Genomic DNA, 26,450 nt, shown 5'->3' on the forward strand with positions numbered 1-26,450 from the left:
ATGAAAATGAGCCGTCCGCAAAAGATAGCCGGTTATGCAGAGCTGTTTTTTAAAATGCATCTGATTTCAGCTGCCCAAAAAGATGAAGTGATTACATTATGCAGACAAAAAAACCGCTGACATTGCCTGAGGCAACATCATCAGCGGTTTTTCAGCTCAGCTGGCAGGCAGCGAATAATTGTTCAATTTCTTCCGTGTAAGAACCGGTCACAATTCCTTTCTCGGTGATAATGCCTGAAATCAGGCTGCCCGGTGTGATGTCAAAGGCCGGATTGAAGACCGGCACATCTTCGGGAGCGGTGCGTATGCCGGAGATCTGTCTGACTTCATCCGGATCTCTTTCTTCAATCGGAATCTGATCGCCGTTTTCAATCTGCAAGTCAAAGGTCGAAAGCGGTGCGGCCACAAAAAACGGAATCTGAAAGGCGTTTGCCAAAATAGCGAGGCCGTACGTTCCGATTTTGTTGGCCGTATCTCCGTTTTTAGCAATTCTGTCAGCGCCGACAATGACTGCTGAAATATGTTTTTCCTTCATTGTATGGGCGGCCATGCTGTCCGTAATGAGTGTGACATCAATTCCGCCCTGCATCAGCTCCCACGCCGTCAGCCGGGATCCCTGGAGAACGGGTCTTGTTTCACATGCGTAGATATGAAGGCCGAGGTCTTTTTGTTTCGCTAAGTAAAAGGGAGCAAGCGCCGTACCGTACCGGCTTGTAGCAATCGAGCCCGCATTGCAGATGGTCATGATCTGGTCGCCTTTTTTAAAAAGGTGCAGCGCATTTTGGCCGATCATTCGGCAGGTTTCTTCATCCTCAATCTGAATTTGAATAGCTTCATGAACGAGCGTTGTTTTCGCTTCATTGATTGAGATTGCATCCCTGATGGAATCCGTCAGTCTGTCAAGCGCCCACGCGAGGTTGACGGCAGTGGGCCTCGAACTGTTTAAATACGCTTTGACATCCGCGAACTGACGTCGGAAATCTGAAAGATCGCGGGCTTCAAATGACTTGGCGGAGAGCGCGAGTCCGAATGCCGCGGTTATACCGATGGCCGGGGCGCCCCTTACTTTCAGCGTGACAATCGCGTCGAATACATCTTCCTTTGTTTCAAGTTCCACATACTCAGTGACGTCGGGAAGCTTTTGCTGATTTAAAATGCGGATGTAGGTTTCTTTCCATTCCACAGAACGGGGGATGGCAAATTCATTGGTCATGCTGCATCATTCCTTTACACGGAGCTTAAATTGGTTCAGAACCTCGGTGATATGCTTCAGTTCTTTTCTGTTTTCGATATAATAGGCGCCGATCTCAAGCGCCAGCTTCTTCCGTTCGATTCGTTTGTCAAACGGAGTGATTTCATCTAAGTCAGCCACATGGGCGAGTCCGATCGTGCGCCGGATCAATTCGCATCCCGCAAAACCGACCGCTTCTTCAAACGCGTTTTTCAGTGTGTCTTCCAGCAGGTGTCTGCGGGAAGGCAGGCAGTCTTTCTCCCATGCTTCACTGAATGTTTTCACAAATGTATCCCATACGGCGGCAGTATGGTCATATAACGGCTGTCTGTCGTCACCGTCGCGGCTGAGGGCGTTTAACAGCAGATTGGCGATAAATTGGCCGATGTCAAACCCGATCGGTCCGAAGAAAGCAAACTCGGGATCAATCACCTTTGTTTCATGTTCATCGGCGAAGATGCTTCCCGTGTGCAGATCGCCGTGAACCAATGTTTCCGCGGAATTCAGAAAGATGGCTTTCAATTCGTCAGCGCCTTCTTTCAGCCGGGAATTGTTCCAAACTTTTTCTGCGTATGGGCGCAGCTCCTCTTCAAAATCGTTTGTCTCATGGTCGAGAAACGGTTCTGTAAACACAAGCCTTTCTGTAATATTGCAAAGCTCAGGATTTGTAAACTGCTTTGCGAGCTGCTGCTTTACTTTCGCATCGAGCGCATAATCGGATGAGTAAAAAAGCGTTTTCCCTAAAAATTCACCGATATGAACCGATAAGTTCGGATAATGCTGCCCTTCCAGCAGCCCTTTTCGTGAAATCTGCAAATGTGAGAGGTCTTCCATTACCGTGACGGCCATTTCAGTATCGGAATAGTAAACGGCCGGAACGAGGTGCGGCACGTGTTCGCCCTGGCGGATGAGGGCGCTGCTTTCGATTCTCGCCCGATCAATTGTAAGCGGCCAGCTTTCACCGACGACTTTCGCGTAAGGAATCGCCTGTTTGATAATCAGTCCTTTTTGGTTTTCTTTATCGTAAACATGGAAGACGTAATTTAAATTGCCGTCGCCGATTTCACGGCATGTCAGAGTGCTTTTGCTTTGGAATAAGCCGAGCTTGACGGCTAACGCGGCGGCGGAGCTTTCTGTTAATTGTTCATAAAGACTTGTTTTAGTTGCTGACATGGATTTACCCTCCAATTATGTAGTGGCAGTAAGAGATCGTGACGGAGAATACGCCCGAAAAAAAAGCCTCCTTCTCTGAAAGAGAAGGAGGCTGAAACAGTGCAGTCCGCCTCTTATCTCTCAGATAACATCTGATGGAATTAGCACCGTGCCTTATGAGACAATCGTCTCGGCGCAAAATGTACGCGCCCCATTTCACAATGGAATTACGGTCGGTTGCTGTTGGGGTCAAAAGGCCAATTCCCTCGCCCAACTCTCGATAAGAGAAAATATATTGATTTGTATCACAATTCGGATTAATCAGTTGATGAAAATATTAGCAGGTGCCGGATATTCTTGTCAACATTTTTTTGAAAATTAATATAAATCACGCCGCAAGTCTTGGAAAACCGGAATGGTTCCGCGGACGGCCGCGCTTTCTGACACATCAATTTCCGCCCGGACTGCGCCTTCCGTCCGGTCTCCTTCGGCTAAAATCCGGCCCCACGGGTCAATAATCAGGCTGTGGCCGGCAAATTCATTATCGGGATTGGACCCCGTGCAGTTAGAGGCTGCGACAAAACATTGGTTTTCAATTGCTCTGGCGACAAGCAGGCTTCGCCAATGATCAAGGCGGGGCAGAGGCCATTCTGCAGAGATAAACAGGACATTCGCGCCCTGGGACGTATGCTTTCTGATCCATTCGGGGAAACGGATATCATAGCAGATCAGCCCGGCGCACTTGAGACCGTCAAGCTCAAAGGAACCGTCGCTGTTTCCTGCTGACAAGTAAAGGTGTTCATCCATCAGCTGAAACAGATGGGCTTTCTGATACCGCTTCACGATCTGTCCGCTGTTATCGGCGATGTACATGGTGTTATAGACATTTTCGCCTTCTTTGACCGCAAAAGATCCGGCAACGAGGTGTACGTTGTATGTTTTTGCCGTTTCTTTAAGCCACTGTTCCGAAACTTTGCCGTTTTCATCCGCCAGCTGGTCTAGCCGTGTGAGATCATAGCCGGTCGTCCACAACTCAGGAAGCACGATTACATCCGCATGGCGGCTTTCTTGCTCAATCAAAGATTCTGCTTTTTTAAAATTTTCTGAAGGATTTCCGTATGAAATATCAAATTGCAAACAGGAAACGGTCCATTTCATTTTTTAACACCTCTAGTTTCTCTTTACTTTTTTTATTTAACCATATATGATGATGGACTATCATTTCAAGACATTTTTAGAAGGTGAAAAATATGAACTTTGAAATCTCAGATGTACTCAAACAGCTGCCGGAACAATTTTTCGCATCATTGGTGCAAAAAGTGAATCAAAAGCTGAAAGAAGGCAGAGACGTCATCAATTTAGGGCAGGGAAACCCTGATCAGCCGACGCCTCAGCATATCGTTGAAGAAATGAAGCGTGCCGTCGAAAGGCCGGAAAATCATAAATACTCATCATTCCGGGGCGCTTACAGCTTCAAAAAAGCAGCCGCTGCATTTTATGAAAGGGAGTACGGGGTCACGCTTGATCCGGAAACGGAAGTCGCCGTGCTGTTCGGAGGCAAGGCGGGACTTGTTGAGCTTCCGCAATGTCTTTTAAACCCGGGAGATACCATTCTGGTGCCTGATCCCGGATATCCTGATTACTGGTCGGGCGTCGCCCTTGCGAAAGCGAAAATGGAAATGATGCCGCTGACGGAAGAAAGAGGGTTTCTCCCTGATTACAGCGTAATTCCTGAAAAGGTGCGGAGCGAGGCGAAGATGCTGTATCTCAATTATCCGAATAATCCGACCGGCGCTGTGGCGACAGAGGCGTTTTTTGAGGAGACGGTCGGTTTTGCGGAACAAAACGGCATTTGTGTCGTTCATGATTTCGCGTACGGAGCCGTCGGTTTTGACGGGCATAAACCGCTGAGCTTTTTGCAGACGGAAGGCGCAAAAGAGACCGGAATCGAAATCTATACCTTGTCCAAAACGTATAATATGGCGGGCTGGCGGGTCGGATTTGCCGTCGGAAACGCTTCTGTTATCGAAGCGATCAACCTTTATCAGGATCATATGTTTGTCAGCCTGTTTCCCGCGGCGCAGCAGGCGGCCGCAGCCGCTCTTTTAGCGGATCAGGCATGCGTCGCAGCGCAAAATGACAGATATGAATCGAGACGCAATGCATGGATTGAAGCCTGCCGCGGTATCGGCTGGGATGTGACGGCTCCGGCGGGCTCCTTTTTTGCATGGCTCCCTGTGCCCGACGGTTATACGTCACAGTCGTTTTCAGATCTGCTGCTCGAGAAAGCGGATGTCGCCGTCGCTGCCGGAAACGGGTTCGGAAAATGGGGGGAAGGCTATATAAGAGTCGGTCTTCTGACAAGTGAAGAAAGACTTAAAGAAGCTGCGGAACGGATCGGGAAACTGAATCTTTTCACCTGAAAAAGCATTGACATATCAGGATAACAATGCGATAATTCAAAATACTTTATAAAATCATTATTCTTATCAAGAGCAGGCAGAGGGACGAGCCCGATGAAGCCCGGCAACCGACTGATAAAGCACGGTGCTAATTCTTGCAGCAGGAGCTGAGAGATAAGATTCGGACATAACACGAAGCCTCTTTCTGCTCATACGGAAGAGGTTTTTTTATGTTTTGTGAAAGAAAGAGAGGCGTTCACGCATGAGCGAAGTATTGGCAACATATCTTCTGACAGACACAACGGACGGTGAAAAGCGGGCGGAACAGATTGCGGCGGAACTGACGGTAGGCTCCTGGACTGACCTGCCCCTGGTGAAGCAGGAACAGCTCAGAAAACATAAAGGCCGGGTCGTAAAAGTTGAGGAGAAAGAAGGAACCTCAGAAAACGAAACACAATCCGTCATCACCATCGCCTATCCCGAGGCGAACTTTTCAAGAGATATTCCGGCCGTCCTGACGACGGTATTCGGAAAGCTGTCACTGGACGGAAAAATAAAATTGACTGATCTTGAATTTTCCGAAGGGTTTAAACGCTCCCTTCCCGGGCCGAAATTCGGTATATACGGCATCCGCAAACTGCTGGGCGAATTTGAAAGACCGCTTCTGATGAGCATATTTAAAGGCGTGATCGGACGGGATCTCGCCGACATTAAAGAACAGCTCAGACAGCAGGCGCTCGGCGGCGTGGATCTGATTAAAGATGACGAAATTTTCTTTGAAAATGAACTGGCTCCGTTTGAAACCCGCATTATCGCAGGAAAACAAGTCCTGAAGGAAACCCGGGAGGAGACGGGGCATAAAACGCTGTATGCCGTAAACCTTACGGGAAGGACCGCTGAACTGCGGGATAAAGCGAGGCGCGCGGCAGAACTCGGGGCGGACGCGCTTTTATTGAATGTGTTCGCTTACGGTTTAGATGTGATGCAGAGCCTTGCCGAAGACAGGGAAATCCCGCTTCCGATCATGGCGCATCCGGCAGTCAGCGGCGCGTTCACATCATCTCCCGTTTACGGCTTGTCGCATGCGCTTTTGCTCGGCAAGCTGAACCGCTATTGCGGCGCTGATTTCAGCTTATTTCCGTCACCTTACGGATCCGTTGCTCTTCCGAAGGAGTCCGCGCTTGCAATCCATGATGAATGTGTAAAAGACGATGTCTTTCATCCGTCGTTTGCCGTCCCGTCAGCAGGCATTCACCCCGGTATGGTGCCATTGTTGATGCGCGATTTCGGCATCGATCACATCATCAATGCCGGCGGTGGCATTCACGGCCATCCGAAAGGAGCCGAGGGCGGCGGAAAAGCGTTCCGCGCCATCATTGATGCGGTGCTTGAAGCGCAGCCGATTGAAGAAAAAGCCGCGTCGTGCAAAGATCTTCAGCTCGCATTAGACAAATGGGGAAGGGTGGAAGCCGTATGACCCGCACACCGCTGATTATTTGTGATTTCGACGGCACGGTCACCATGAACGACAACATTGTCAGCATGATGAAAGAATTCGCGCCTCCTGAGTGGCTTGAATTAAAAGACGGTGTTCTGTCTAAAAGCATATCAATCCAAGAAGGAGTCGGCCGGATGTTCGGACTGCTGCCGAGCAGCTTAAAAGAAGAACTGACCGGCTTTATTCTGAAGGATGCGAAAATACGGGACGGCTTTTTGGATTTTGTCTCGTTTGTCCGGTCAAACGGCCTCCCGTTTTATATCGTAAGCGGGGGAATGGACTTTTTTGTGTATCCGCTTTTGGAAGGGATCGTAGAAAAGGAGCGGATTTTCTGCAATCATGCATCCTTTGACAATGAATATATTCATATAGACTGGCCGCACGCCTGTGACGGAGGCTGCACCAATCAATGCGGCTGCTGCAAACCGTCAGTCATCCGGAAGCTGTCCGATCAGCAGAAATTTCTCATTATGATCGGTGATTCGGTCACGGATGTCGAGGCTGCAAAGTTATCCGATATGTGTTTTGCGAGAGATTATCTTTTGACTGAATGCAAAGAACTCGGCCTCCGGCATCTGCCTTTTCAAGATTTTCATGAGGTGAAAACAGGAATTGAAAACATCGGGGAGGTGCAGGCATGGCTGCAAAAGAAGAACGCTGGCGCGAACTTGCCGAGGTAAAGCGCGAGCTGGCCGAAAGAGACTGGTTCCCGGCAACGAGCGGGAATCTTTCCATCAAAGTATCCGACGCGCCGCTGACTTTCCTCGTTACGGCGAGCGGAAAAGACAAACGAAAAGAAACAGACGAAGATTTTCTCTTAATCGATGAGAACGGGAAGCCCGCTGAGACCGGCCATACTTTAAAACCTTCAGCGGAAACGCTTCTCCATACTTACTTATACCAAAAGACAGACGCCGGCTGCTGTCTGCATGTCCATACCGTCAATAATAATGTCATCTCAGAGCTTTACGGGGATGAAAAACAAATCACGTTTCAGGGGCAGGAGATGATTAAGGCGCTCGGATTATGGGAGGAAAACGCGTCCGTGACCGTTCCGATTATTGACAATCCGGCGCACATCCCGGCATTGGCCGAAAACTTCGCGCACCATGCGGCCGCCGGCTCAGGCGCGGTGTTAATCCGCAATCACGGCATTACGTCATGGGGGCGGACCGCATTTGAAGCGAAAAGGGTGCTGGAAGCCTATGAATTTTTATTCAGCTGTCACCTCAAGCTTCTGTCACTTCGGCCGCAGCTAGTAAAATAAAAGGAGGAATAGAAAATGGCGACCATCAGAATTCATGACGAAAAGAATACGCTCATTGAAAATCAGGAAGAAGTAGCGCGCTTTTTAGACGAACAAGAGGTGATCTATGAGCAGTGGAACATTGAAAAACTTCCGTCTGAGCTTTCGGAGAAATACAATCTGACAGAAGATGAAAAAGAACGGATTCTCGCAGTGTTTGACAAGGAGATTCAGGATATTTCAGCCCGGCGCGGATATCAGTCTCAGGATGTCATTTCTTTATCAGATACCACGCCGAATCTTGATGAATTATTAAAAAATTTCCAAAGAGAACATCACCACACAGATGATGAAGTCCGCTTTATCGTCAGCGGACACGGCATCTTCGTCATTCAAGGCAAAGACGGCACATTTTTCGACGTCCGTTTAAATCCGGGAGATTTGATTTCAGTTCCGGAGAACATCCGCCACTACTTTACGCTTCAGGAAGACCGCCGGGTCGTCGCAATCCGAATTTTCGTGACGACTGAGGGCTGGGTGCCGATTTACGAAAATGAAAGTGTGCAAAACTGATAGACGCCCGAACCTCTCATGCCCCCGCCGGCATGAGAGGTTTTTTATTGTAATATAAAGTCAGCTGTGGCTGTTTTTTAAATCTTGAATATGCCGCATTCTGTTTATATCATTACCTGAATGGGTATTATTCTCGTATTCATGCTAAAGATTCCAATATGAAATGAAAAAATAAGTTATTTAGTAAAAAAATGTTTACAAATAAAGTATAATCTGTAATAATGCTCAATAACCCAATCAAACTTGTTTCCTATTCTTTTAGCGGTGAGGGGTGAAGTGAATGGGCAGTTATTCTGAACAAGAAAAATTGCTTGTATCTATTGATAAAAAAAGAAAAATGATGATAGATGCGGCTAACAGACAAGGGTTTACAGGATATGACACGATCAGGCACAGCCAGGAACTGGACTGTCTGATGAACGCGTATCAGCAGCTGGTAAACCGTGATCGCACACATCACCAAGGAATACAGGGCCTTGTGAAGAAAATAGGCTTGTTCTCCCGCGGTGACGTCATGCCTGCATATGAAGCAAACAAATGATTGATGATAAAACAGATAACGAAGACTGAATGCGCTTCCTGATCAAGCGCCGCATCCGAAAGATGACCGCGTACAGTCAGCAGATTTTTCCGCTGGCACGGCTCACGAAGCGCCTCGTACTATCTGCCGGCTATGATGCCGTTCCTCTGGTATATCCTCTTACACATATTCTTCTTTAAATAAAAAACACCCCGATCCAGGGTGTTTTTTTCATCGTGAAGCGGCAGGGAGGGTAATGGTGACCTCTGTCCCCTTATCGACTTCGCTTTGAATGTCAATCGAACCGCCGTACATCAGCATGATTCGTTTACATACGACAAGGCCGAGGCCGGTGCCTTTTTCCTTTGACGTTACAAACGGAAGAAAAATGTGTTCAAGCATATCTTCAGAAATGCCCATTCCGTTGTCGGCCACCTTAATGACTGCTTTATGGTCGCGGGCTTCTAAATAGATGGACAGCCGGCCGCCTTCCTGCATGGATTCCAGTGCGTTTTTTGCGACATTTAAAATCACCTGTTTAATATGGTCTTTCGTACAGTTGACCTTGAGCGGCCGATTGACGAGAATCTCCACATTCACTTCCACATTATACAGATTCCCTTCAGAATAAATAATCGGCATAATCTCATCAAGAATATCCTGCAGCGAGTTCACTTCCAACCGTTCAGCAGTAGGTTTTCCAAGCACTAAAAACTCACTGACAATCTGATTGATCCGCTTAATCTCCTGCTCAATAATTGAGAAATACAGCTGATCTTCCTCCGATTTGTATTTTTTCTGCAAAAGCTGAATGAAGCCGCTGATCCCTGTAAGCGGGTTGCGGATTTCATGGGCGGTGCTGGCGGCAAGCGTTCCGATCAGCTCCAATTTCTGCGCTTCATTTTGAGCGCGCTCCAGCTGGGTCTTGCGCTTAAGCAGATAATATTGAACGAGGATGAACAGAATATTCAGCAGCACGGCAATACTGGACATCGGCAGCAGCACGCTTTTGGTCAGCTCGTTCAGCTCAACCGGTTTCGGATAAACATTGATATTCCAATTAATATCATCCAGATAGCCGCTGACCGGTTGCACCCCTTCTGATTGATCAGCCCGTCCGCTGGCAAATATCACTTTATTCTGATTGGTTGCCTTGACATAAACGTCAGGGCTCAGCATATTGATCATATTTCTCAAATAATCGACTTGGATGGCGGCTACTAAATAATCCGTGACTTCCCGTTTTGCGTCTAACACCGGCACGCAGATCGTAAAGATGCGCTGGCCTGTAATTCTGCTGGAGTAGTCATTTGTGATAACCGTTTTTTTCGTCTTTTTCGCCTTCGTAAAATACGGTCGGTCGGCCAAATTCACCTTTGATTTCAGATCAGTCGTGCTTGCGATGACATCACCTTTGGAATTCAGCATATACAGACCGCTGAATCTGGGTTCATCCTCAAAAGCCTGATCGAGAATATCAATGATCTTTTCTTCATTGACAGGCTTATCGACAGCGATCGCAAGTGTTGTCATCCGGGCTTTTGTTTCACCGATTAAATAATTGAGCTTATTGCGGTGAAGGTTGAGCATCATACTGGCTTCCTGTATGTGTTTATCGGCTATTTTCTGCTTTTCTTTTTCATAAATGAAAAAGCTGATAATAAGTGCCGGGATGATCACCAATATGAGATAAAGCTTGATCTTTCCCCGGGCACCTTTAAATGTATTCACTCTGCATCGCTCCAACATTACACTTGAATAGAGGTATTATATCATTTTTATACTTCTTTAATAAGAAAAAATAACCAAAATGATAGAAAAACAAATTATTTTATTAAGGCCAGACAAAAAGAAGAGAAATTTTGGAAACATTTTTGTTGACATTTTTCATTTTGTTTATTAATGTTTCTCTGTAACGGTTTCTTTTGTAAAAGGATGATTGAATGTATGACGGATAAAACAGAAAACTCATTGAAATTATTTATTGTACTGTCACGTGCGTACCGATCTATTAACGACCATATGAATAAACATATTCATAAGCACGGTCTGAACCCGACCGAATTTGCGGTGCTTGAGCTGCTGTACCACAAAGGCAACCAGCCGCTTCAGCAGATCGGCGACAAAATTTTATTAGCGAGCGGAAGTATTACATACGTTGTTGACAAATTAGAGAAAAAAGAACTTCTCATCAGAAAAGCCTCGCCGACTGACAGAAGAGTGACTTTCGCACAAATTTCCGAAAAGGGAATCCGTCTTTTGGACGATATTTTCCCCGATCATGCTGAAGAAATTAAAGAAATGATCAGTGTGCTGAGTGATGAAGAGATAGAAATGTGTACGGAAATGCTGAAAAGAGTGGGGTTAAACGCTAAACATTTTCATCAGAAATAAAAAAGGAAGCCGTTTGAAAGGCTTCCTTTTTTATATTACTGATTTTGGTCAGTCGCGGCGTTTCTAGGCTGTATCAATACCTCGACGCGCCTGTTTTTGCTGCGCCCTTCAGCGGTTTTGTTCGACACGGCCGGTTTATACTCTCCGAAACCTTTGGCGCTGAATACTTTTGCGTCAAGTTTCGGGTTTTCCGTGAGAATAGCCATGAAGTTGACGGCCCGCATGACGCTTAAATGCCAGTTAGATTGATATTGTGAGTTTTTAATCGGCACATTGTCCGTATGTCCGCTGATGATAATGTTCCTCGGCGGATTCAGCACAAGGAGATTCGAGATTTCCTTGGCAAGCGGAATATCTTCCTGACGGATATCCGCCCGTCCGGAATCAAAAAAGATACTGTCTTTAATGGTAATTAAGAGTCCTTCTTTAGTCATCTTTGTTTCCAGCTGAGTTTCAAGCTTTTTGTTTTTTATAAATTGATTGACTTGCTTTTGCACGCCTTCAAGTTCTTCGCGGTCGGCTGCTTCTCTTTCTTTCTTTTTCTGTTCTTTATCTTTTTCCTTGTCTTTTTTTAACTGATCAATGCCGTCTTTTTCGTTTTCAGGAGGGGTGACGCTTGAATATTCAAGAACACCCGTGCCTCCGGTAAACACGGCGTTAAATGATTTAGACAGCATTTGGAATTTCGCCGCATCGACCGAGCTCATGGCGAACAATACAATGAACAGAGCCAAAAGAAGGGTGAGCAAATCCGCGTACGGGATCAGCCAAGACTCATCCACATGCTCGTCATCATGCTTCTTCTTCTTTTTTCTCGCCATTGTTTGCCTCTCCTTCTTGTTCAGCGACTTTTGCGCGTTCATTCGCAGGAAGATACATGAGAAGTTTTTGTTCGATCACTTTCGGGGCCTGTCCTTCAAGCACTGACAGAACGCCTTCGATCATGATTTCACGCAGTTTGACTTCCTGCTTTGATTTGCGTTTCAGTTTGTTGGCGAAGGGATGCCAAAGTACATACCCTGTGAAAATCCCGAGAAGGGTGGCGACAAACGCCGCACTGATGGCATGTCCGAGCGCCTCGGTATTGTTCATGTTGGAAAGAGCTGCGATAAGGCCGATGACCGCACCCAAAACGCCGAGTGTCGGCGCATATGTGCCGGCTTGTGTAAAGATGGCTGCGCCGGCCTGGTGTCTGTCTTCCATCGCTTCAACTTCCTCAGTCATAATATCTCTGATAAATTCTGCGCTTTGTCCGTCAACCGCCATGCTCAGGCCGTTTTTCAAAAATGCGTCATCCACGTCTTCAATGCTTGCTTCTAATGCGAGCAGACCTTCACGTCTGGCGATTTGCGCCCATTGAGAGAACATAGGAATTAATTGCGCAATTGTCAGCTGTTTGTTTTCTTTAAACAGCACTTTAAAAAGGGCAGGCACTTTTTTGATTTCTTTTCCGGGGAATGCGATGATCACCGCAGAAATCGTACCGAACAAAATAATCAGAATAGCTGCCGGGTTAGCGAGTGCGCTTAAGCTGACCCCTTTCAGCACCATGCCCACGCTTAAAGCAATCACGGCGAGGATGATACCGATAATCGATGTTTTATCCATAGTTTTCACCAAATCCTTTATACTAGCTTTCTATGGTTAATATCGGTGGCAGTGCATGGAACTTTAGGGTGATTGAGAAATTGTTCCCGAATTCTTCACAGTTTCTCCCTTCCGGCATGGAGAAATAACAAAAAAGCGGCTCCCCGCGAGGAGGGAACCGCTTTTTTGTTATTGTGCCCGGACTTTGATGCCGTCCTCTTCCATTACGACATGGAAGGCTTTGATTTCGTTATCATCCAATAAGAGATCTGTCATTTCGTCCTCGATCAATTCTTGGATGGTTCTTCTGAGCGGGCGTGCTCCGAAAGCGGGGTGGTAGCCGATTTCAGCTATTTTTTCTTTCGCATCATCGGTGACGCTCAGGCTGATGCCGCGCTCTTTTAACGTGTCTTCAAGCTCTGTGAGAAGCAGGCTGACGATTTTCACGAGATGTTCTTTTTTCAGGGATTGGAATTCAATAATGCTGTCAAACCGGTTTAAAAACTCCGGTTTGAAGAACGCGCTCAGTGAATCAATCAGCGTTTGTTCTTCCATGACGCTCTCTTCAGATTGGAATCCGACTTTCACCTGTTTTTCACCGGTTCCAGCGTTGCTAGTCATAATCAAAACGGTATCTTTGAAGCTGACCGTTCTGCCCTGGCTGTCTGTCAGACGGCCGTCCTCCATAATCTGCAGAAACATATGCTGGACATCAGGATGGGCTTTTTCAATCTCGTCGAGCAGCACGATGCTGTACGGATTGCGGCGCACTTTTTCCGTTAATTGACCGGCTTCATCGTGTCCGACATATCCCGGCGGTGAACCGATAATTTTTGATACGGCGTGTTTTTCCATGTATTCACTCATATCGAGACGGATAATGGAATCTTTTGTACCGAACAGTTCATCTGCGAGTGTCTTTGATAACTCGGTTTTTCCGACTCCGGTCGGTCCGACAAAGAGGAAGGAGCCGACAGGTCTGTTTTTGGATTTTAAGCCGGCGCGGCTTCGTCTGACCGCTTTCGCCACTTTTTTCACGGCTTTTTCCTGACCGATGACACGCTGATGAAGATGCTCTTCAAGTTCCTTCATTTTGACTTGTTCATCAGCCTGGAGTTTTCCGACCGGAATGCCTGTTTTCTGTTCAATGATGGCTTGAATATGCTCCGCACCGATTTCAGGTGAAGAGGCCGGTGTTTCATGCGCCAGCTGCTTTTCCAAAGCAGCTTCTTCATCACGCAGTTTCGCGGCAAGCTCATAATTTTCTTCCCGAAGCGCTTTTGTTTTCTCCGCGTCAATTGCTTTGAGTCTCTCAGCCGCATCTTCTTCATTTACGGTATCAAGTTCCAGGTTCGCCTTAGAGCCGGCTTCATCTAATAAGTCGATCGCTTTATCCGGCAGGTGGCGGTCCTGAATGTAACGGGATGAAAGCGTAACACAGGCGTTTATCGCTTCATTGCTGAATGTGACGCCGTGGTATTTCTCGTATTTATCTTTAATGCCTTCCAGAATGCTGATGGCTTGTTCTATTGTAGGCTCGTGAACCATGACAGGCTGGAAGCGTCTTTCAAGCGCCGCATCTTTTTCAATCTGGCGGTACTCTTTCAGCGTTGTCGCCCCGATGACCTGCAGCTCGCCTCTGGCAAGCGCCGGTTTCAGGATGTTCCCGGCATCCATTGATCCCTCGGCAGAGCCGGCGCCTACAAGAAGGTGAATCTCATCAATGAACAAGATGACATTTTTCCGTTCTTTTAATTCGTTCATTAATTGTTTCATTCTTTCTTCAAACTGGCCTCTGATCCCTGTATTGGCGACGAGAGAAGCGACGTCAAGCAGGTAAAGCTCTTTGTTTTTCAATTTGTTCGGCACATCGCCTTCAGCGATTTTAAGCGCGAGGCCTTCTGCAATAGCCGTTTTACCGACGCCCGGCTCACCGATCAGCACCGGATTGTTTTTATTCCGGCGGTTCAAAATTTCAATTACGCGCGCCACTTCATTATCGCGGCCGATCACAGGGTCAATCAGACCTGCTTTTGCGCCGTTTGTGACGTTTTGAGCGAGCTCGTCGAGCTTGCCTTTTTCAGGGCCGGCCTGCTGTTTATTTTGATTGGGAGCGAAACCTTGCTCAAACGGGAATCCGAATGATTGCGGCCCCATGCTCATAGACGGTTTTCGGGTTAATTCTGTATAACATGTTTCACATAAAACGAATTGTTTTTGAATGGAATTGACTTGCATGTTCAGGCGAATCGTCGCCTCGTTTTTCTGACAATGTTGACAACGCATTTGCCAAAACCTCCTCGAAAAATGTTTGATCATCTTTGACCAAATGGGTTAGAAAATAAGGCCGAAACTTTGACCTTCTTTGATTATTAGTATACTCTGACCTTCTTTGACTTTCAAGTATTTTGTTTCAAACCCCGAAAAATAAATGTTTACAGCATGATAAGTGATATTCGTGAGGTTTGATTATTTTTGACCAATATAGTCGGAAAGGAAATGAAATGCTTTGACCTTTCTTGATGAAGAGTATACGCCGGCCCTTTTTTTCTTTCAATATTTTTGCTTAGAGGAGAGAGCTGAATCTGTTTTTTCCGGGGAAGGACGATTTGTTCGTCTTTTCGGGAGACTTGTCTCATAAGCATATATAAAGGCCTGGACAAATCTGCGTTTAGCCGGAGGGTGAAATGGGACAAACAAAAGGTTCTGCAAGTCAGCTTGCATTTGTATACGTAGGCACGGTTGTAGGAGCCGGTTTTGCCACGGGACGGGAAATCGTTGAGTTTTTTCTGAAGTTCGGCTGGATCGGTCTGTTCGGTATCGTGGTAAGCGGTCTGATGTTTACCTATTTAGGCGCCAAAATCATGATTATTTCCAAACGGATTCATGCAGCATCTTATCAGGAATTGAACACATATTTATTCGGCCAGTCCATCGGCCGCGCCGTGAACATGTTTATGATGTTTATATTGCTGGGAGTGACCTCTGTCATGCTGTCCGGAGCTGGAGCGCTGTTTCATGAACAGCTTGGCTGGCCCGCACAAGCCGGGATCCTTCTGACGATCGTACTGAGCTTTGCCGTCATGACAAGCGGTGTTAAAGGTGTGGTCGGCGTCAATATATTGGTTGTGCCGCTTTTAATTTCTTTCTCTTTTATCGTGACAGCTGATTCATTTGTATTTACAAGCACGAGAAACGCGGACGAATGGGTATGGCCTGATAAGTGGAACTGGCTTTTGTCCGCCGTCTCTTACGGCGCGTTAAATTTATCGCTCGCCCAAGCCGTCCTTGTGCCGCTTGCGAACGAAATGTCTTCAGAGAAGGTGATCAGAAGGGGAGCTTATTTAGGCGGCGTTCTGTTGACACTGGTGCTTGCCGCGAGCTTCTTATCATTATCGGTGCTGCCGGATGTGCTGGAGTTTGACATTCCGATGGCTCAAGTTGTCTATTCGTATTCGCGTTCGCTTCATATCATTTATTTGTTTATTATTTTCGGGGAAGTGTTTACGTCGGTTATCGGCAATTTATACGGATTGGAAAAACAATTAAACAGTTTTCTTCATATAAAAAGTACATATATTTACGGCGGCATTTTGGCGTTTGCTTTCATTATCAGCCAAATCGGTTACGGACAGCTGATTTCCACCGTTTATCCGGTGTTTGGGTATGTGAGCCTCGCTTTCATCGGCGCATTGATTTGCAAAAAAATCCCGAAAGAAAAATAAGGATATAAGGAAAATGTCTGTATTTTTTGGGAATTCCCCTTCTTTTTTCCTGCCATTTCTGTATAATGAATTGGGAAATGATGGGGAGGAGTAAGAGATGAAGGCTCGACGTGTATTATTGGGATTTATTTTTATTTGTATCGGCATTGCGTTTTTTTTACAGAAGGCGGGAGTTATACATATATCCGCAGGTTCGGCGTGGCCGTTTCTTTTCATTATAATGTCCGCAGGATTTCACGCCGGATTTATTTTTGCGAAAAAAACGCCTGAACAGGCGGGACTGCTCGTTCCCGGCGGTATGTTTCTTGTGCTGGGCTGCCTGTTTTGTTTTGAGACCGCAACGGGATGGACGTATTCAGGCGTGACGTGGCCTGTTTATATATGGGCGCCTGCTCTCGGTCTGTTTGAGCTGTGGTATTTCGGCGGGAGAAAGATCGGCGTATTGATTCCTGCTTTCATCCTGACAGCCGCGGGAGCACTATGCTTTGCCGGTATGCTGATGCCGGGGCTGTGGCCGCTTTTGATCATCGCAGCCGCGCTTTTGTTTCACGCCGCTGCCTTTATGCAGCCGAAAAAAAGATCGGGTCTTCTTATTCCGGGCGGCATTTTGCTTGTGACGGGCGGCTTGTTATGGTTTGAAACGCTGACGGATTGGACATACGCAAATGTGACATCGCCTGTCTACCTCTTTGCCGTTGCGTTCGGCCTGTTTGAAGCCTGGCTGTTCGGCAGAAGGCAAAGAGGGCTTTTGACTGCTGCGGCGGTTCTGTGCGCCGCGGGCATTTTCGGCATATTCACCAATGCAAATGAAGTCATCAGCGAACGCGGCTGGCCCGTTCTCATTCTGTTGCTGGGCGCCGCTTTTCACATTCCGATTTTCGGCCGGAAACCTGTCAAAAACGCGGGGCTTCTCGTACCGGGCGGCATCTTATTGATTACGGGGTTCTTGTTTGTCTTTGAAACGGCAACCAATTGGTCCTACTCCGATGTGACATGGCCTGTTTACCTGTTGGCAACGGCATTCGGTTTATTTGAGCTGTGGCTGTTCGGCGGGAAACAGAAGGCGCTGCTCATCCCGGTTGCGGTGCTGACCTTGACAGCACTTTGCTTTATGATGACGTATCAGCCGATTATTCCGGTTTCTGTTTTCTGGCCTGCTTTATTTGTTCTGATCGGGATTGCGCTGATGGTATTTCCGGGGAAAAAACGCGGGGCTTAAATCCGCTTTTGCAGCCTGACACAGGTTTCAGGCTGTTTTTTTATTGTCACGGGAAACAATATTATGGTATGATAGCAAAAGTGAAAAAAAAGAAGAAAATCCGTATTGATGCGGGAGAGGTTCTAGCTACACCCTCTATAAAAAACTAAGGACGAGCTGTATCCTTGGATACGGTTTTTTTTATGTTTTTTAGGGCGCCTTCTCCGAAAAAGGCGCTTTTTTTATGGAATGATAGATAAGGGAGAGAAAGACATGAAAAAAGAAAAAGCAGTTGTGGTGTTCAGCGGAGGCCAAGACAGCACGACTTGTTTATTATGGGCTTTGCAAAACTTTGAAGAAGTGGAAACTGTTACATTCCATTATAATCAGCGTCACCAAGAAGAAATCGATGTGGCAAAATCGATTGCCGAAAAGCTCGGTGTCAAAAACCACTTGCTTGATATGTCTCTTTTAAATCAGCTTGCGCCGAATGCGCTGACAAGAGATGATATCGAAATTGAAGCGAAGGACGGGGAATTGCCGACAACCTTTGTACCGGGACGCAACCTTGTATTTTTATCCTTTGCATCGATTCTTGCATATCAAATCGGTGCGCGCCACATTATTACCGGTGTTTGCGAGACTGATTTCAGCGGCTACCCGGACTGCCGTGACGAGTTTGTCAAATCCTGCAATGTCACCGTCAACTTGGCGATGGAAAAGCCGTTCGTCATTCATACGCCGCTTATGTGGCTGAACAAAGCAGAAACGTGGAAACTTGCGGATGAGCTCGGCGCGCTTGATTTTGTAAAGAATAACACACTGACTTGCTATAACGGCATCATTGCGGACGGATGCGGCGAATGCCCGGCATGCCTGCTCCGCAATAAAGGATATGATGAATATATGAAAATGAAAGGAGAGCGGAACTAATTGCTTTCTCAAATTTACCCGCAGGTTCAGCATCCTTATTCGTTTGAGTTGAATAAGGACATGCACATTTCAGCCGCGCACTTTATTCCCCGCGAAAGCGCCGGAGCGTGCAGCAGAGTCCACGGGCACACGTATACAGTAAATATTACAGTTGCGGGGGATGAACTGGACGATTCAGGCTTTCTCGTGAATTTCAGCGTGCTGAAGAAATTGGTGCACGGCGCTTATGACCATACATTGCTGAATGACCATGAGGAATTTTCTGAAGATGACAGATATTCACTGCCGACGACCGAGGTCGTGGCCAAAACGATTTATGATAAGGTGCAGTCCTACCTCGAAACACTGGAGAATCAGCCGGTCTGCGTGCAGGTTTTTGTCAGGGAAACCCCGACAAGCTATTGCGTATACCGCCCGAAAAAAGGTGATAGGAATGGCTAAAGGAATTCCGGTATTAGAAATTTTCGGCCCGACGATACAAGGGGAGGGCATGGTTATCGGCCAGAAAACCATGTTCGTCCGCACGGCGGGCTGCGACTACTCCTGCAGCTGGTGCGACTCCGCTTTTACATGGGACGGCTCAGCCAAAAAAGATATCCGCTGGATGACGGCGGAAGACATTTACCGCGAGCTGAGAGAAATCGGCGGAGACGCCTTTTCCCATGTCACCATCTCAGGAGGAAACCCGGCGCTGTTAAAGCAGCTTGACGCGCTGATTCTGCTGCTGAAAGAGCACGGGGTGCGCGCCGCTTTAGAAACGCAGGGAACGGTCTATCAGGATTGGTTCACAATGATTAACGACCTGACGATTTCACCGAAGCCGCCAAGTTCGGGGATGATAACCGATTTTGCAAAGCTCGATCACATTGTGTCTTCGCTTGATGCGGCAGAAAGGCTTAATGCGGTCAGCTTAAAGGTCGTCATTTTTAATGATGAAGATCTGCAATTCGCGAAAACCGTGCACAAGCGGTATCCGAATATTCCGTTTTATCTTCAGGTCGGAAACGATAACGTCCATACGACGGACGACCGGGCATTGATCGCACATCTGCTCGGAAAATACGAAACACTTGTTGATAAGGTTTCTGCCGATTCGGATCTGAATCTCGTCAGAGTCCTGCCTCAGCTGCATACATTGCTTTGGGGCAATAAACGGGGAGTTTAATAGAAAGGGAGATTTATATGACAAGAAAAGAATCAGAATTAGAAGGAGTTACGCTCCTGGGGAATCAAGGGACAAACTATTTATGTGAATATGCGCCGGAGGTTTTGGAATCATTTCCGAATAAACACGTGAACCGTGATTATTTCGTTAAATTCAACTGCCCGGAATTTACGTCGCTTTGCCCGAAAACGGGACAGCCGGATTTTGCAACCATCTACATCAGCTATATTCCGGACGAAAAAATGGTGGAAAGCAAATCGCTGAAGCTGTATCTTTTCAGCTTCCGCAACCACGGAGATTTCCACGAGGACTGCATGAACATCATCATGAATGATTTGATCGAATTAATGGACCCCCGCTACATTGAAGTATGGGGCAAATTCACGCCAAGAGGCGGAATCTCCATTGACCCGTATACAAACTACGGCAGACCGGGAACAAAATATGAAAAAATGGCCGAACATCGGATGATGAATCATGATATGTATCCGGAGACGATTGACAACCGTTAATTTCAGACGGAGTACGGTCTCGGAATATAACCTAAATACCCCCGCCTTTTAAGCGGGGGTATTTTTCGTCTCTGCCACGCAGCCAAAAAGGTGCATGATATTCGCACAGAACTTCTATAAGGAAAAGAGAGATCATTTGGAGAAAAGAAAAAGACGAGTAAACCCGGGGGGAGTGTACTCGCCGCTTCAATACGTGACGGGTGCTGGATGGCAGCTCGTCTGTTTCATTATAAAATAGGGAACGTATGTTTGTAAAGGCTTGCGCTGTTTTTTCTTATTCGGAGCGGATCAATTGTAAAGGAATGGCCAGCATGGTAGCATGTCCTGTAAAAAGAAGGAGTGTTCGTTATGGAGCCGTTAGAGTTAAACGGTGTAAGGCTGAAAATGTATGATTGTAAAGAAAGTGCGGGTAAAAACGGCCGTATGATTTCATTCGTATTGAAGGTGACCTCTGAAACGTATCATGATATTGCCGTCCTTTTGTACGAAAAAACATTTGACATCAAGGCGCCCGAGCGTGGGCTTGAATTCCGCGGTAAAATAACCAACTGCTATACATCCGTCACAAATCTTTACAATAAAGATGAGACCGGTGATTTTTTTGTGGAAATGACTGAGATCTGAATTCATTTGAAAAAGCTGCCGGGCGGCAGCTTTTGTGCGGGATATGTAAATGGTTCGGATTGTTCGGGGGGTTTAATAGGAGTCTCTGATGATTTTATAATTCTTATGGTTGACGACAGTGAGGGAATCTAATTCAAGGTCACGATAATTATCCATGATGGTTACATCAACGATGACGGAGTTTTCATTTACTTTTTCAACAATACCGGTTAATCCGTTTTTAAATTCAATGACGTTTCCAACCTTAGCAATTTTCACGAGCTTCCTCTCCTTTATCATAAATCCTGTTTGAAAATATTTTGCAGTATTTTCTTTAAGAAGTAAAGCGATATGGGTATCAGCCCGCTCAATCATTGTCCCGGCGGGGGAAAGATGGTATATTGTTTTTCGGGAAAAAGCCGAGAAAAGGAGGCTGTATTCGTTGCTGCCTGAGGAAATTTCAGAACGTATCAACCAAATGCGCACCGGTGAAATCAAAGAATTCAGGGTGCAGAAAGAACATTTTCTTGCATTTCGAGCAGTTTTATCGAAGCAGGAAGATTTTAAGCATTTCCGCGGTATTGCCCAGCAGGGCGGAGATGTTATCTTCCAGTATTTAGAACAGCCAAGAAGCTGACGGCTCCTCGCCCTTGAGGAGTCTTTTTTTGGTTTCAGTTTCTCATTTCATCTGGCTGTAACAGATGTAAACAAAATGTAAAATCCCTCCGATGGATACTTTTACTGCTATTTGGTTAATGTTGTGAAAATGACGGCTGTTTTCCTGCCAATAACAAGGATGTTAACAAACTTCTTCCATTATAAAAGCTGATTGGGAGCACTGGAAAATCTTTAAACGTGAATTTGCGCACAGCTCTTGTTAAGGTAGTGAAGTATTTAAGGAGGAAATCGTATGACGACAAAATTTGCTGCCTTGGCTGTCTTTTTTCTATGTTTTATGCCTGCATCAAAAATTGAACATACAGAAGCTCTGTTTACTTTTGCGAAGAAGCCAAAGCAAGAACCCAGCACACTGGTTGCTGATTTAAATAAAAAAAGCCCGGTTCCGAAGCTTTCAAAAACGGATCATAAGCATTCTATCCAACCGATAAAGCTGTCATCTCACCAAGAGAAGAAAGCAAAACCGGAAGAGACGGCTTATCAGCCGCCGAAAAAAACGTATTCCCGCGCTGACAGACAACTTCTGTCACGTCTCGTTCACGCAGAAGCGAAAGGTGAATCTTATAAAGGGAAGGTTGCGGTAGCCAGCGTAGTGCTGAACCGCACTGAAAAAAACGGTTTCCCGGATACCATTCGGGGCGTGATCTATCAAAGGAATGCATTTGAACCGGTAGCAAACGGAAGCATTAATCAAAAGCCGGATAAGGATTCCATCGCCGCCGCAAATGAGGCGCTTGACCATCCGGGCAGAGAAACGAATGCGTTGTTTTTCTACAATCCGAAAACGGCATCTGATCACTGGATCCGTTCCCGAAAAATTATCGAACGGATCGGCAGACACGTATTTGCGATGTAAGCATAGCGGGATCAAAAATATCCCCGCTATGCTTTTTTCAATTTTGAGAAATCGAAAATATTTTCAGGACTTGTCTCATATGATGATGGAAGAACGAGAGACAAGGAGAGACACCATGAATCGATTTGTGAAAGGGATCATTCTTTTATCCATCGCCGCCTTTTTCGCGGAATGTCTGGAATTTGTCGTGAATATGATACTGGCGCGGGAGCTTGGCGAGCATGGGATGGGGCTTTACATGAGCATTCTGCCCACCATCTTTTTAATTATCGTGATCGCCAGTCTGGAGCTTCCGATCTCTATTTCAAAATTCATCGCGGAATCCAATCAGAAGCTGCATGAAAGCATGCTCCGGCATGCCTTCAGAATGACCGCCGTTTTTACCGCGTTTTCAACCGCGGCCGCAAGCGTCGCGCTGCCGTTCATTCCTGTATTCGATACGTATCACCCCTTTATTAAAGGGATTGTCATCGGGCTGATTCCAGTCGTCGCTTTTACATCCATCGCCAGAGGTTATTTTATGGGTGTGCAGCAAATGGGAAAAATCGCGGTTGCGAATGTCTTGAAAAAAATCATTCAAGTGCTTTGTCTGTTTATCTTTTTTCAATGGTACTCTTTTGAAATTGATATGGCCGTGCTCATTTCGTTATTTGTGCTGGTCGCAAGCGATGTTGTGGTGTTCGTTTACTTGTATACGCAGTTTATTTTGGCGCGGAGGGCGCTTTCCGGCCATCAGCACATTCATCTTCGCGGGAAAGACGTGCGGAAACGCCTCCTGGCCGTATCCATCCCGACAACGGGACTTCGTATATTTCATGCGGTGACAAACGCAGTTGAACCCTTCTTGGTTAAAGGAGCGCTGCTGGCGTCCGGGGCAGCCGGGACAGCCGCGATTGATCAATACGGCATGCTTGCCGGTGTAGCGATGACAATCGGTTCGTTTCCCGCATTTATCGCCCATTCGCTGATGGTCGTCATGATTCCCAGCATTTCAGAAGCATATGCGCTGTCCCAATATGATATTGTGCTGAAACGGCTGAGACAAGCGATTTTTATTACATTCGGCTACGGCATTCCGGCGGTCTGGGTCATGTTTCAGTTCGCGGGCCCGCTGACCCATTTGTTTTTTCAGTCTCCGGAAGCGCAGTATTATTTGCAGCTTTTGTGGCCGTTTTTTCTTTTTCATCTGTTTGTGATGCCGCTTCAAGCCTGTCTGATCGGCATCGGCCACGTGAAAACGGCGTTTTATCATAACGTATGGAGCAGCATTGTAGGGCTTTCGATGATGTATGTGCTCGGTTCTATGCCGGAATTGCAAATGCTCGGCATTATACTCGGTATGAATACCGGCATGATTCTTCTGACAAGTTTACATTACGCGACGATCTGCAAAGACCTCGGTGTCTCCGTGTTTTTGACGGGCGGCGGAAGAACAGCGCCCCGGATCGAAAGCTGAAAAGGCTGATACATTTCAATAAGGAAGGGCAAGCTATCCGAAACGCGTGAAAGGAAGATCATATGCATAAAACCCGCCTAATTGTATGTGCAGTCCTTTTGATAGCTGCCGCCGTCTGGATGCCTGAAGCAAAAGCCTCATCAGAAAAACAGGCAGTTCCCGCCGTGTTTCTGATGAAGACGATTGAAGGAGACGAAATATCGATTCCGAATAAAGGGCAGAAAACGATTTTACATTTTTGGACATCGTGGTGTCCGCCGTGCAAAAAAGAACTGCCGCAATTCCAAACCTATTTTGAACAGCATCAGTCCGATGATGTAAGCCTTGTAACGGTAAATTTGATGAATGCCGAGCGAAATAAAAATACCGTTCAAAACTTTGTCAGTCAGCACCATCTCACATTCCCGATTGTTCTTGACACGAAAGGCGAGCTTATGAAGGAATACGATGTCATGACGATTCCCACGTCATTTCTGCTGAATGAAAAAGGAGAAATCGAAAAAAAGATCGTCGGTCCGATGACCGCCTCACAATTAAAAGAATGGTCAGAGAATTAAAAAGGCGCGGGAGGAATTCCTCCCGCACCTTTTTTTGCATATAATGAACAGCTGAAGAAACGCTAATGATAATTATTATCAAAAAGAAATTAAAACAATTATAATTGAAATCTTCCGCCGGCATGCTATAATAAAGAAAACACTGCGATAACACTGTGAAAATGCTGCCTGTCAGGCGGCTGTTTTACTTTTATCGGGGAATTGAAGATGATTTGCGTTCTCAATTAGAGAGGAGAATTCATAATGAATGAACAAGTGATGACACAAACCCATTCACAACAGCAGATACAAGAAGAGCGGGCCGGAAAAAAGTGGCTCCAGCATGCAGAACTCATTGCGGCGCTCGTATCCGGCGTCCTTATTCTTGCGGCCTGGTTTTTTACCGAAACAAAAGGCCTGTCCGTCACTTTGTATATCCTTGCCTTCCTGATCGGGGGATTTGCAAAAGCGAAAGAGGGAATTGAGGATACCATTGAGACGAAGGCGTTAAATGTGGAACTGCTGATGATTTTTGCGGCTGTCGGCTCCGCCCTGATCGGTTATTGGGCGGAAGGCGCTGTTCTTATCTTTATTTTTTCGTTAAGCGGCGCGCTCGAAACATATACGATGAATAAAAGCAGCCGTGATTTAACCTCCTTGATGAAACTGGAACCGGAGGAAGCGACCCTGCTTGCGGACGGACGGGAAAAGCGGGTGCCGGCTGCTGAACTTAAGATCGGTGACATGATCGTCATTAAGCCGGGCGAACGCGTAGCGGCAGACGGGATCATTGAGTCTGGCGTGACGAGCCTCGATGAATCGGCGCTGACGGGTGAGGCGATGCCGGCGGAAAAAACAGCAGGAGATTCTGTGTTTACAGGAACGGTAAACGGAAACGGCTCCTTAACGGTCCGTGTGACGAAAACAAATGAACAGTCTTTATTCAGAAAAATCATCCGGCTGGTGGAATCAGCCCAAAACAGCGTGTCACCGGCTCAGGCATTTATTGAGCGATTCGAAAGTGTCTATGTCAAAGGCGTGCTGTTAGCCGTGGCTGTGCTTTTATTCGTTCCTCATTTCGCTTTAGGCTGGAGCTGGAGTGAAACCTTTTACCGGGCGATGGTGTTTATGGTGGTCGCCTCCCCGTGCGCGCTTGTCGCTTCTATTATGCCCGCTGCGCTTTCCCTTATCTCAAATGGGGCCCGCAACGGATTATTGGTTAAAGGAAGTGTGTTTTTAGAGCAGCTGGGAAGCGTACGGATGATCGCATTTGACAAAACCGGCACGGTCACAAAGGGACAGCCGGCAGTCGCGGCATTTCAAGCAGCGGAACATGTGAGTGAAGATGAGATCATGCAGGCGGTGTATGCGATAGAAAAGCAATCAAGCCACCCGCTTGCAAAAGCGATAGCTGAATTTGCCGAAAGCCGGGGCGCCGCGCCCGCAGGCCATCTATCGATTGACGAGACGTCGGGATTCGGCGTTCTGGCTGAAATAGAAGGCGTCAAATGGATGGTCGGAAAAGCGGGATTTGCAGGTGAACATGCGGCAGATGCTTTTTTGCAGACATCGGGAAAAGAATTAAAGGATAAAGGCTTTACACTGGTCTTTGTTAAAAAAGATGACCGGATTGCAGGCTGCTTCGCATTAAAGGATCAAATCCGCCCTGAAGCCAAAGCTGTGATGGCTGAGCTTGAATCACTGGGCATTCAAACAGCCATGCTCACCGGCGATCAGTCTGAAACTGCGGCTGCCATCGCGAAAGAGGCGGGCATGACGACGGTTGTTGCCGATTGTCTGCCGGACCAAAAGGCAAAAGAAGTGAAGAAGCTGAAAGAAACGTACGGCACAATCGCCATGGTCGGAGACGGCATTAATGACGCGCCCGCTCTGAAAACCGCTGACGTCGGTATTGCGATGGGCGGGGGAACGGACGTGGCTCTTGAAACGGCTGACTTAGTCCTTATGAAAAATGATCTTCACAAGCTTGTGAAAATGTGCAGACTCTCAAGGAAAATGAACCGGATTATTAAGCAGAATATTGTTTTCTCGCTCTCGGTCATCTGCCTTTTGATCTGCGCTAACTTTCTGCAGGTGATGGAACTGCCGTTTGGCGTAATCGGGCATGAGGGGAGCACGATTCTGGTCATACTGAACGGACTGAGATTATTAAAATAAACATGAC

At 46.7% G+C, this 26,450-nt stretch carries 27 protein-coding genes and 3 riboswitches; of the genes, 19 read left to right on the forward strand and 8 right to left on the reverse strand.

From position 1 onward, the window contains the following. Positions 1 to 151: 151 nt before the first annotated feature. From mtnA to VP472_RS06725, 3 genes are all read right to left on the reverse strand, one after another. Positions 152 to 1,213, reverse strand: a complete 1,062-nt coding sequence (gene mtnA / locus VP472_RS06715; RefSeq protein ID WP_146276634.1) for an S-methyl-5-thioribose-1-phosphate isomerase — start codon at positions 1,211 to 1,213, stop codon at positions 152 to 154. A gap of 6 nt (positions 1,214 to 1,219) precedes the next feature. After that, complete coding sequence (gene mtnK, locus VP472_RS06720; RefSeq protein WP_146276636.1) at positions 1,220 to 2,404, reverse strand: S-methyl-5-thioribose kinase; 1,185 nt, start codon at positions 2,402 to 2,404, stop codon at positions 1,220 to 1,222. A gap of 110 nt (positions 2,405 to 2,514) precedes the next feature. Then, positions 2,515 to 2,670, reverse strand: a riboswitch (SAM riboswitch). A gap of 91 nt (positions 2,671 to 2,761) precedes the next feature. Next, complete coding sequence (locus tag VP472_RS06725; RefSeq protein ID WP_146276638.1) at positions 2,762 to 3,541, reverse strand: carbon-nitrogen family hydrolase; 780 nt, start codon at positions 3,539 to 3,541, stop codon at positions 2,762 to 2,764. A 92-nt stretch (positions 3,542 to 3,633) separates the two neighbouring features. Here VP472_RS06725 and VP472_RS06730 point away from each other — a divergent pair, with 92 nt between their 5' ends. From VP472_RS06730 to VP472_RS06755, 6 genes are all read left to right on the forward strand, one after another. Continuing rightward, positions 3,634 to 4,806 (forward strand): pyridoxal phosphate-dependent aminotransferase, encoded by a 1,173-nt coding sequence (locus VP472_RS06730; RefSeq protein ID WP_069473370.1) that lies wholly within the window; start codon positions 3,634 to 3,636, stop codon positions 4,804 to 4,806. Between the two features lie 60 nt (positions 4,807 to 4,866). After that, positions 4,867 to 4,966, forward strand: a riboswitch (SAM riboswitch). 81 nt (positions 4,967 to 5,047) lie between these two features. Then, complete coding sequence (gene mtnW, locus VP472_RS06735; RefSeq protein ID WP_146276640.1) at positions 5,048 to 6,262, forward strand: 2,3-diketo-5-methylthiopentyl-1-phosphate enolase; 1,215 nt, start codon at positions 5,048 to 5,050, stop codon at positions 6,260 to 6,262. Continuing rightward, complete coding sequence (gene mtnX, locus VP472_RS06740) at positions 6,259 to 6,963, forward strand: 2-hydroxy-3-keto-5-methylthiopentenyl-1-phosphate phosphatase (protein WP_146276642.1); 705 nt, start codon at positions 6,259 to 6,261, stop codon at positions 6,961 to 6,963. Before mtnW ends, mtnX begins: the two co-directional genes overlap by 4 nt. Further along, the gene (locus tag VP472_RS06745) at positions 6,921 to 7,550 is read left to right on the forward strand and encodes a methylthioribulose 1-phosphate dehydratase (protein ID WP_146276644.1); all 630 of its coding nucleotides are present in this window, start codon (positions 6,921 to 6,923) and stop codon (positions 7,548 to 7,550) included. Before mtnX ends, VP472_RS06745 begins: the two co-directional genes overlap by 43 nt. A 15-nt stretch (positions 7,551 to 7,565) precedes the next feature. Next, complete coding sequence (locus tag VP472_RS06750; protein ID WP_146276646.1) at positions 7,566 to 8,102, forward strand: 1,2-dihydroxy-3-keto-5-methylthiopentene dioxygenase; 537 nt, start codon at positions 7,566 to 7,568, stop codon at positions 8,100 to 8,102. A 280-nt stretch (positions 8,103 to 8,382) separates the two neighbouring features. Next, positions 8,383 to 8,643: an aspartyl-phosphate phosphatase Spo0E gene (locus VP472_RS06755; protein WP_003154690.1), complete on the forward strand. Its 261-nt coding sequence runs from the start codon at positions 8,383 to 8,385 to the stop codon at positions 8,641 to 8,643. Between the two features lie 210 nt (positions 8,644 to 8,853). On the opposite strand, the gene VP472_RS06760 is transcribed toward VP472_RS06755, so the two are convergent. Beyond that, entirely contained in the window at positions 8,854 to 10,371 is a 1,518-nt protein-coding gene (locus VP472_RS06760) for a sporulation kinase KinD (RefSeq protein ID WP_050556563.1), read from the reverse strand. Between the two features lie 198 nt (positions 10,372 to 10,569). On the opposite strand from VP472_RS06760, the gene VP472_RS06765 reads away from it, so the two are divergent. Next, positions 10,570 to 11,016, forward strand: coding sequence for a MarR family transcriptional regulator MhqR (locus VP472_RS06765; RefSeq protein WP_003154686.1), 447 nt, complete (start codon positions 10,570 to 10,572; stop codon positions 11,014 to 11,016). Between the two features lie 35 nt (positions 11,017 to 11,051). Here the strand turns inward: VP472_RS06765 and motB are convergent, their stop codons facing one another. From motB to clpE, 3 genes are all read right to left on the reverse strand, one after another. Continuing rightward, positions 11,052 to 11,837 carry a flagellar motor protein MotB gene (gene motB / locus VP472_RS06770; protein WP_069473375.1) on the reverse strand — a complete coding sequence of 262 codons (786 nt, stop codon included), beginning with the start codon at positions 11,835 to 11,837 and terminating at the stop codon, positions 11,052 to 11,054. Beyond that, positions 11,809 to 12,624 (reverse strand): flagellar motor stator protein MotA, encoded by an 816-nt coding sequence (gene motA / locus VP472_RS06775; protein WP_003154684.1) that lies wholly within the window; start codon positions 12,622 to 12,624, stop codon positions 11,809 to 11,811. The genes motB and motA overlap by 29 nt, the downstream gene beginning before the upstream one ends. Positions 12,625 to 12,792: 168 nt before the next feature. After that, complete coding sequence (gene clpE, locus VP472_RS06780) at positions 12,793 to 14,889, reverse strand: ATP-dependent protease ATP-binding subunit ClpE (protein WP_146276648.1); 2,097 nt, start codon at positions 14,887 to 14,889, stop codon at positions 12,793 to 12,795. A gap of 401 nt (positions 14,890 to 15,290) precedes the next feature. On the opposite strand from clpE, the gene VP472_RS06785 reads away from it, so the two are divergent. From VP472_RS06785 to VP472_RS06815, 7 genes are all read left to right on the forward strand, one after another. Next, positions 15,291 to 16,328, forward strand: coding sequence for a YkvI family membrane protein (locus tag VP472_RS06785; protein ID WP_070081724.1), 1,038 nt, complete (start codon positions 15,291 to 15,293; stop codon positions 16,326 to 16,328). A gap of 97 nt (positions 16,329 to 16,425) precedes the next feature. Continuing rightward, the gene (locus tag VP472_RS06790; RefSeq protein WP_146276650.1) at positions 16,426 to 17,547 is read left to right on the forward strand and encodes a hypothetical protein; all 1,122 of its coding nucleotides are present in this window, start codon (positions 16,426 to 16,428) and stop codon (positions 17,545 to 17,547) included. A gap of 110 nt (positions 17,548 to 17,657) precedes the next feature. Continuing rightward, positions 17,658 to 17,702, forward strand: a riboswitch (PreQ1 riboswitch). Between the two features lie 97 nt (positions 17,703 to 17,799). Beyond that, on the forward strand, positions 17,800 to 18,459 hold the full coding sequence (queC, locus tag VP472_RS06795) for a 7-cyano-7-deazaguanine synthase QueC (protein ID WP_003154679.1): 660 nt from the start codon (positions 17,800 to 17,802) through the stop codon (positions 18,457 to 18,459). Beyond that, complete coding sequence (queD, locus tag VP472_RS06800) at positions 18,460 to 18,900, forward strand: 6-carboxytetrahydropterin synthase QueD (RefSeq protein WP_025650398.1); 441 nt, start codon at positions 18,460 to 18,462, stop codon at positions 18,898 to 18,900. After that, positions 18,893 to 19,624, forward strand: coding sequence for a 7-carboxy-7-deazaguanine synthase QueE (gene queE / locus VP472_RS06805; RefSeq protein ID WP_085341938.1), 732 nt, complete (start codon positions 18,893 to 18,895; stop codon positions 19,622 to 19,624). Before queD ends, queE begins: the two co-directional genes overlap by 8 nt. Before the next feature lie 17 nt (positions 19,625 to 19,641). Then, a complete protein-coding gene (queF, locus tag VP472_RS06810; RefSeq protein ID WP_146276652.1) occupies positions 19,642 to 20,136 on the forward strand; it encodes a preQ(1) synthase in 495 nt (164 codons plus the stop codon). A gap of 348 nt (positions 20,137 to 20,484) precedes the next feature. Next, positions 20,485 to 20,760 (forward strand): DUF3219 family protein, encoded by a 276-nt coding sequence (locus tag VP472_RS06815; protein ID WP_146276654.1) that lies wholly within the window; start codon positions 20,485 to 20,487, stop codon positions 20,758 to 20,760. Positions 20,761 to 20,832: 72 nt separating this feature from the next. On the opposite strand, the gene VP472_RS06820 is transcribed toward VP472_RS06815, so the two are convergent. After that, positions 20,833 to 21,018, reverse strand: a complete 186-nt coding sequence (locus VP472_RS06820; RefSeq protein WP_003154669.1) for a YkvS family protein — start codon at positions 21,016 to 21,018, stop codon at positions 20,833 to 20,835. 163 nt (positions 21,019 to 21,181) lie between these two features. Here VP472_RS06820 and VP472_RS06825 point away from each other — a divergent pair, with 163 nt between their 5' ends. The 5 genes from VP472_RS06825 (at position 21,182) to VP472_RS06845 (ending at position 26,443) form a co-directional block, all read left to right on the forward strand. Beyond that, the gene (locus VP472_RS06825; protein WP_014304905.1) at positions 21,182 to 21,376 is read left to right on the forward strand and encodes a hypothetical protein; all 195 of its coding nucleotides are present in this window, start codon (positions 21,182 to 21,184) and stop codon (positions 21,374 to 21,376) included. Positions 21,377 to 21,649: 273 nt separating this feature from the next. Continuing rightward, complete coding sequence (locus VP472_RS06830) at positions 21,650 to 22,273, forward strand: cell wall hydrolase (RefSeq protein ID WP_039062984.1); 624 nt, start codon at positions 21,650 to 21,652, stop codon at positions 22,271 to 22,273. A gap of 115 nt (positions 22,274 to 22,388) precedes the next feature. Continuing rightward, on the forward strand, positions 22,389 to 23,729 hold the full coding sequence (locus VP472_RS06835; RefSeq protein ID WP_039251635.1) for a polysaccharide biosynthesis protein: 1,341 nt from the start codon (positions 22,389 to 22,391) through the stop codon (positions 23,727 to 23,729). 62 nt (positions 23,730 to 23,791) lie between these two features. After that, entirely contained in the window at positions 23,792 to 24,286 is a 495-nt protein-coding gene (gene stoA / locus VP472_RS06840) for an endospore biogenesis thiol-disulfide oxidoreductase StoA (RefSeq protein WP_102421852.1), read from the forward strand. A 243-nt stretch (positions 24,287 to 24,529) separates the two neighbouring features. Then, positions 24,530 to 26,443, forward strand: coding sequence for a heavy metal translocating P-type ATPase (locus VP472_RS06845; RefSeq protein WP_146276656.1), 1,914 nt, complete (start codon positions 24,530 to 24,532; stop codon positions 26,441 to 26,443). Positions 26,444 to 26,450 lie beyond the last annotated feature (7 nt).

This window comes from Bacillus sp. MT(2024), from assembly GCF_036362845.1.
Taxonomy (GTDB): Bacteria; Bacillota; Bacilli; order Bacillales; family Bacillaceae; genus Bacillus; species Bacillus velezensis.